This is a genomic window from Paraburkholderia sediminicola (assembly GCF_046026895.1).
Taxonomy (GTDB): domain Bacteria; phylum Pseudomonadota; class Gammaproteobacteria; order Burkholderiales; family Burkholderiaceae; genus Paraburkholderia; species Paraburkholderia sediminicola_C.
This window is the reverse complement of sequence record NZ_JAQQEU010000055.1, coordinates 40,043-46,042: the sequence shown is the minus strand read 5'-3', so window position 1 is coordinate 46,042 and position 6,000 is coordinate 40,043. Positions and strand designations below refer to the sequence as shown.

7 protein-coding genes are annotated in these 6,000 nt (G+C 55.1%); 3 read left to right on the top strand and 4 right to left on the bottom strand.

The features are described 5' to 3' along the window. The first annotated feature begins 654 nt into the window (after nt 1-654). The 3 genes from PQR02_RS29025 (at nt 655) to PQR02_RS29015 (ending at nt 2,437) form a co-directional block, all read left to right on the top strand. Nucleotides 655-1,680, top strand: coding sequence for a hypothetical protein (locus PQR02_RS29025; RefSeq protein WP_408239586.1), 1,026 nt, complete (start codon nt 655-657; stop codon nt 1,678-1,680). A 96-nt stretch (nt 1,681-1,776) separates the two neighbouring features. Further along, a complete protein-coding gene (locus PQR02_RS29020) occupies nt 1,777-2,217 on the top strand; it encodes a DUF6641 family protein (RefSeq protein ID WP_408239583.1) in 441 nt (146 codons plus the stop codon). 52 nt (nt 2,218-2,269) lie between these two features. Further along, entirely contained in the window at nt 2,270-2,437 is a 168-nt protein-coding gene (locus PQR02_RS29015) for a hypothetical protein (RefSeq protein ID WP_020067003.1), read from the top strand. Nucleotides 2,438-2,639: 202 nt separating this feature from the next. Here the strand turns inward: PQR02_RS29015 and PQR02_RS29010 are convergent, their stop codons facing one another. The 4 genes from PQR02_RS29010 to rsmD form a co-directional block, all read right to left on the bottom strand. Beyond that, complete coding sequence (locus PQR02_RS29010) at nt 2,640-3,545, bottom strand: HNH endonuclease (protein ID WP_408239579.1); 906 nt, start codon at nt 3,543-3,545, stop codon at nt 2,640-2,642. Nucleotides 3,546-3,562: 17 nt separating this feature from the next. Continuing rightward, nucleotides 3,563-4,420, bottom strand: coding sequence for a site-specific integrase (locus PQR02_RS29005; protein WP_408239576.1), 858 nt, complete (start codon nt 4,418-4,420; stop codon nt 3,563-3,565). A 330-nt stretch (nt 4,421-4,750) separates the two neighbouring features. Then, nucleotides 4,751-5,266, bottom strand: a complete 516-nt coding sequence (gene coaD / locus PQR02_RS29000) for a pantetheine-phosphate adenylyltransferase (protein ID WP_408239573.1) — start codon at nt 5,264-5,266, stop codon at nt 4,751-4,753. A 112-nt stretch (nt 5,267-5,378) separates the two neighbouring features. Further along, complete coding sequence (gene rsmD, locus PQR02_RS28995; RefSeq protein WP_408239570.1) at nt 5,379-5,993, bottom strand: 16S rRNA (guanine(966)-N(2))-methyltransferase RsmD; 615 nt, start codon at nt 5,991-5,993, stop codon at nt 5,379-5,381. Nucleotides 5,994-6,000: the final 7 nt, after the last annotated feature.

The window sequence follows — 6,000 nt, the reverse complement described above, 5'->3', positions numbered from 1 at the left end:
CTGTGTCGGCTGCGCACCGCTGAGGAGGAGCCAGCACTTGGTTGGGCACTTGATATACGAGTCAAAGACCTCAGAGTGTGTGAGCATCGGGCGCCTCTTTCGCGGTTACCAGGGCGGTTTGGATATCTAACCTTACTGCTTCGCGGCGCTATGGATACGGGTTAAGATTGCAGCCCGGTTTATAACGCTCGCCGGTTAGTGGTTCGCGGCATTTGCAGTGTGGTGTCAGCTCGGCGAAGTTCGAAGGTGATTGCGTCGACGCTTGCGACGGACTGCTTTGAGGGGCCTTGAATGACCTCTGTGGGTCGTTGTGGGACGTACAAAACTTCGCGCATGTCGTCCTGTCTCAACGCTAGCAGTCTCGATTTAATCGACACTCACGATCTGGAACTGACTCCGCAGATACACGATGTCAGCCGCCGCCCAATAAATCCTTTTCGTTCTGACGAAATCTGCGATGCGATTGCTTTTCCGTCTGACGTAGTCAGATAAGATTCGTGTATCTTATTGTATTTCATACATCCAGATTAGACGGAATACAAGAAGATACACGATTTTAATTCCCAGATTAGTCGGTCTGGAAGAAGACACAGGACTCGATGACGGAGCCAAAACAGGAGGATTGCCATCTGCTAAATAGATGCAGAACAGCGCATGACGCGACCGGCAATGTTCCCGACAGATCAAGTTAAACATGCGCAGAGCGACACTCTGCGAACATGCGAAGACGAGGCGGATAAAGTGGTCGCGCACTTTATCCGTCTTTCGTCTTTTAGGCAATTGAACATGGAAATCCGCACATTACCCGAAAAAAATAGAATCACCTTTTTTGAAGTCCAGTATTTCGTCAACGCAGGCAAGCAGGGAACCGCCAAAAATGTTCTGCTTGTGACCTACTCAACGGAGCGAGATCGACTCCGGGCCAAGACCGACAAATCCGTGCAGCATCGAGTCCGCTTTGACCTGTCCATCGACCGTGAAATCTATCGTAAGGCGAAGCGACATCTCGGCATTGAAGCCGGCGAAGCTATTAAGCAAGAGATCAGGCGCCTGAAGAAGGAAGAAAAAATCATTACATGCTTCGGCATTCGACAGGTGCACTACGCGAAGCCGCACAGATACTCACCCGGCAAGGCATTTCATACGCGGCAACTCGATCCGAACAATCAGGTATTGGTTTTCATCAAGCCCGACAATACGTTTAATGCGCAGTTTAATTGGGAGGGGCAATCCATCAGCGTGATAGTTAAGCCGCATGAGGGCGAACTGTCTGAAAACCAGTCGGTTGGCGTCGGTTATTACACTTCTGCAAGCGCAGATGCAGAGCTGCTTGAGCACCTTTCCGCATGGAAGCAGCAAAAGTCCGCTGCGCCGAAGGAAGAATCCGACGAACTCCCAGCATCTGCGATTGAAGCCGAGGAAGTACGCATGGATTGCGAAGACGCCGACAACTCCGCGCTTGACAGCGAAACCACCGAACGTCCCATCTCAACGCAATCGCAAAGACCTCGATCGATCACACCGAAGCGAGCGACGAAAAACCAGAAGCAGCGGGTTTCCCTATCTGACGAGGCAATTTTTGACGAGATATGCCGAAACAGTCCATTCGCATCTTCGACCGATCATCACGACACGAAAATTGGGACAGTGATTGCACTACCCGCGTGGTTGTCCGGATAGGTTTGTAAATTAGTTCGCATTCCGACCGAAATTAGGTTGATTTCTTCCCAACCGGAATACATCCTCTCCTGCATACATACAACACAGGAGAGATACATGAGCCTCAACAATCTGAAGCTGGTAGCAACGAAACGCCCCGGTGCTTTGCCGCAAATCGTGCAGCGCCGTAACCGCCTGATCGCGAAAATCTGGGAACAGACGGAACTGGCGAAAGCGCAGCAGGAAGGGAAGCCTTTCCAGCCAACACGCTTTAGATCGGTCAAGGACACAGAAACGGGTGAACGCCGCAATATGGAAAGCCCGAAGCGTGTTCGTGCATGGTGGTTCACTGCCGAAAACGGCAGGCTCTGTATGTCCGTCCGCTATGGTGCCAAGACGCTCGAACTGGCGAAGGGCAAGTCGGCCATCGAGGTTGGCACAATCAATGAGTTGATCCCGACACTTGATGCGCTGAAGGCTGCGGTTGCAGCCGGCGAGCTGGATACGCAGCTCGAAGCCGTTAGTGCAACGATGCGCTCCGGCTTCGCAGCAAAATGACCGGCAACGCTACCTCCGCGCGTTCATAAATATCAGCGAGGAGGTAGTAATAATGCGATACATCGAAATCATCGGAGAAGTCGATCTGCAGAAACAGCAGGTCGACGCACAAAAGAAAGCGGCCAAGCGTGCAACACGCGCCGCGAAGACTGCAGACCTGCGTCTAAAACTACAGAAGACGCAACAGCAACTGGCAAAGCTCAATTCCAAGCCAATTTGAGGCGTTGAGCGGCCCACATCGCTCTTTGATTTGCCGACGACGCATTCAAAGGGCGAGTCTCAAAGACAACAACTTTGTCCCCTAGATTCGTCGTGTATGCTGTACACAGCCGAATCTAGGGGGCTATCCCGCTCCCATCCTAGGTCCTTCGAAAGCTGGCTCTCACACTGGGTAGCAGCGCTAGTCATACGCGAACATAAGGCTACGAGCTTCTGTGTCGCTTGATATGCCGCGCCAAATCCTCGACCGAAAGCATCGGATTACTACGATGAATGATTCGATGGCAGTTCGAGCACATGATGGCGAGATGGTCTAACGTTGTCTCGACAAGCCCCTCGGCTTCGTGCAGCGGTACACGATGATGCACCTCGCAGAAGCGCGAACCTAGCGGCCCGTAGAACGCCTTGAAGTCGAAGCGACACGCCTCGCAGCACAACCGCCCGGTTGCTTGCAATACCTCGCGTTTCTTCTTTTCCACGATGTGACGCCTACGCTCACGTCGCAGGTGCGTAACTAACCGCTTGCCCCCCTCCAGCGCACTCTGCTGATCATCGACGTCGGTCAGTGGAAAGGAGCGGTCTTTGATGTATGCGGCGACCATCTCGACCGTTCCCCTGCTTTCCGGTTTATCCGCGTACCAGATTGGGCTCTGACCGATTCCGCCTTTACCGCGCGGAATCATCAGGTCGTAACGGTCGTCAATAGGCAGCAGCACAGCATCTTTCGCGTCGGCAACAATTCGATAGAACTCGATGTTATTCTTTTCGTGCTTCTTAGAGCGAGGATTAAACGGCTGCCAATTGCGATACACGGTTGCGTTTGTGTACCAGCCAACTACTGCAGTACCTCCATCGTCCGGTCCGGCAGTCCACACAACTGTGACGCCTTCGATAGACTCGGCCGCCTTGCTTGCGCCAAGCCTTTGGATTCTGATCTGCCCTCTGTCCTTTACTTGGACGTAGCCGAAGACTTTCCCTTGAAAACGGGTGAAGTTGCAGGTTTCATGACCAACGTTGTCGTCGTTGTATGCACCCCCTCGCCTTGGTTCGTCTCCTGGCACCCCGTCATAGTGTTCCGCCCAACCTATATTGCAAAACAGCATCGGCATAGCTTATTCCCGTGTTATCAACCGATCTTTAGTGCGAGTTCTTCCGGTGTGGTGTGATAGTACCGCTTTAGCATCTGCACGTTGCTATGTCCCGTCACAGCACTTAGCTCAATGACGTTAGGCAGTTTTTGCGCAAGCCGGGTCGTTGCCATGTGCCGTAAATCGTGGAAGTGAAAATCTTCAATGTCAGCGCGTTTGCAAGCTCTGGGCCATGCACAGAGCACGACGTTCTGACTGATCGGGATAACGCGCTCATCAACGCGATCGAGACTCTTCAGAATCGCAATCGCTGCGCTACTCAGCGGCACATATCGGTCCTTGCCGTTCTTTGTGATGGGCAAATATGCGACGCGTCGCTCAAGGTCAACATGCCTCCAGAGTAGAGACAGCAATTCGCCCTGGCGCATGGCCGTTTCGAGTGCAAGATTCGCGAGCGGCACAAGCCACTTGCTCCGTAACTCGTGACGCTCTGCATTTAGCTCATGCAACAGCCGATCAAGCTCTGCAGGTTTCAACAGGCGGTTTCGACCAGGCGGCAATCGCGGCTTCTTCACAAGCTTTGCCGGATTGTTGATGCTAAGCCCCCACTCGCGCTGCGCATGCGTGATCACGGCACTGATTGTCGCGAGCTCGCGACAGACGCATGAGTTTGACGCTTCTTTGAGCCGTTGATCGCGATACTCGGCAAGTATGCTGGTCGTGAGATTGCGCATGCTGTACTCGGCAATCTTGTGCCGCATAATTTTGCCGATGCGGTATTCCTCACTGCGTCTGCTGCGTTTTGTCTGTGTAACCGACTCTTTGTAGCGCCCCAACAACTTACCGAATGTAATGTCGGTTGTGCCAGCAGGATCGACCCACGTTCCATCGTCCATTGCCGCTTCAACTGAGCGAGCCCAAACCTGCCCTTCGGCTTTTGTCGGAAACGACTTATATTGCGCAGGAAATCATTTTCTGGCAATTTTTACTTGCCAACGGCCATTTCGTTGGCTTAAAGTTGCCATTTTTCCCTCAGAGTTGCATTTGAGTTGCAAGAGGGTAATTTCTGGCAATTGGAAAAGCTAGAAAGCCTGGCTGGACGGTGAATTAAATATTTAATTAAATAACCAATTGATGCACTCGTCGGTAATCATCAAGGCCATGCTTCTCTCACTTCACGCCGGCCGCAACCGGCTTCGATCCGTCAAGCCAACAGTTTACGCCGGTTATGGCTGCCCCGCCGAAGCACCGCCGTTCGGATCCAGCGCGGCGACCTTCTCGTGCAGCCATTTTTCCACCGACGGGAACACGAACTTGCTGACATCGCCGCCCAGTTGCGCGATTTCGCGCACGATCGTGCCCGAGATGAACTGGTACTGGTCGGACGGCGTCATGAACATGGTTTCGACGTCGGGCAGCAAGTAGCGGTTCATGCCCGCCATCTGGAACTCGTATTCGAAGTCCGACACGGCGCGCAGGCCCCTCACGATGACGCGCGCATTATTGGTGCGCACGAAATCCTTTAGCAGGCCCTTGAAGCTCATCACCTGGACGTTGGGGTAGTGCCCGAGCACCTCATGAGCGATGTCGAGGCGCTCTTCGAGCGTGAAGAACGGCTTCTTGTTGCGGCTGTCGGCAACGCCCACCACCAGCGTGTCGAAAATACTCGACGCGCGCCGAACGAGGTCTTCGTGACCGCGCGTTAGCGGGTCGAACGTGCCCGGGTACACGGCGACTACCATGAGACTTCTCCTCTCTTCAGACAAAGGGGCACGTCAAAGCGTCCACGCGACGCGTTTGGCACCGACCGCGCGTGTGACGGCAAACCGCCCGGCGCTTGTTTTGGAACGCGCATTATTCCTCATTTTCGCGCTGCAGCAAATGATAGTGGACCGCGCCCGCTTTCCCTTGCCGCACGATCTCCCAGCCCGCGAGCGTGTCGTTCCCGTCGAGTTCGAGCGCTTCGCCGGCCTCCACATACAGAAAACCTTCCGCGCTGACGAGCGGCACGGCCAGCGCGAGCGCTTTGACGAGCAGGTCGCCCTCGAACGGCGGGTCGAGGAACACCACGTCGAACGAGCCGGGCGCGAGACTCGCGGCAAGACGCAAACCGTCCGCCTCAGCGATTTCGATCGTGCGCGCAGCCAGCCGTTCCTGATTTGCGCGCAGCTGTTCTGCGGCCCGCGCATTGCGCTCCACCATCAGCACCCGCGCCGCGCCGCGCGACGCGGCCTCGAAGCCGAGCGCGCCGCTGCCGGCGAACAGGTCCAGGCAGCGCCGGCCGTCCAGGCGCTGGCCGAGCCAGTTGAACAGCGTTTCGCGCACGCGGTCGGGCGTGGGGCGTAAGCCGTCGAGATCGAGCACGGGCAAGGGCGTGCGCTTCCAGTCGCCGCCGATGATACGGATGGCGTGCGGCTTGCCGCCTTTGGACGAAGCGCCATGGGCGCGTGAAGGTGCGGAACGAGGCATGCAGTTT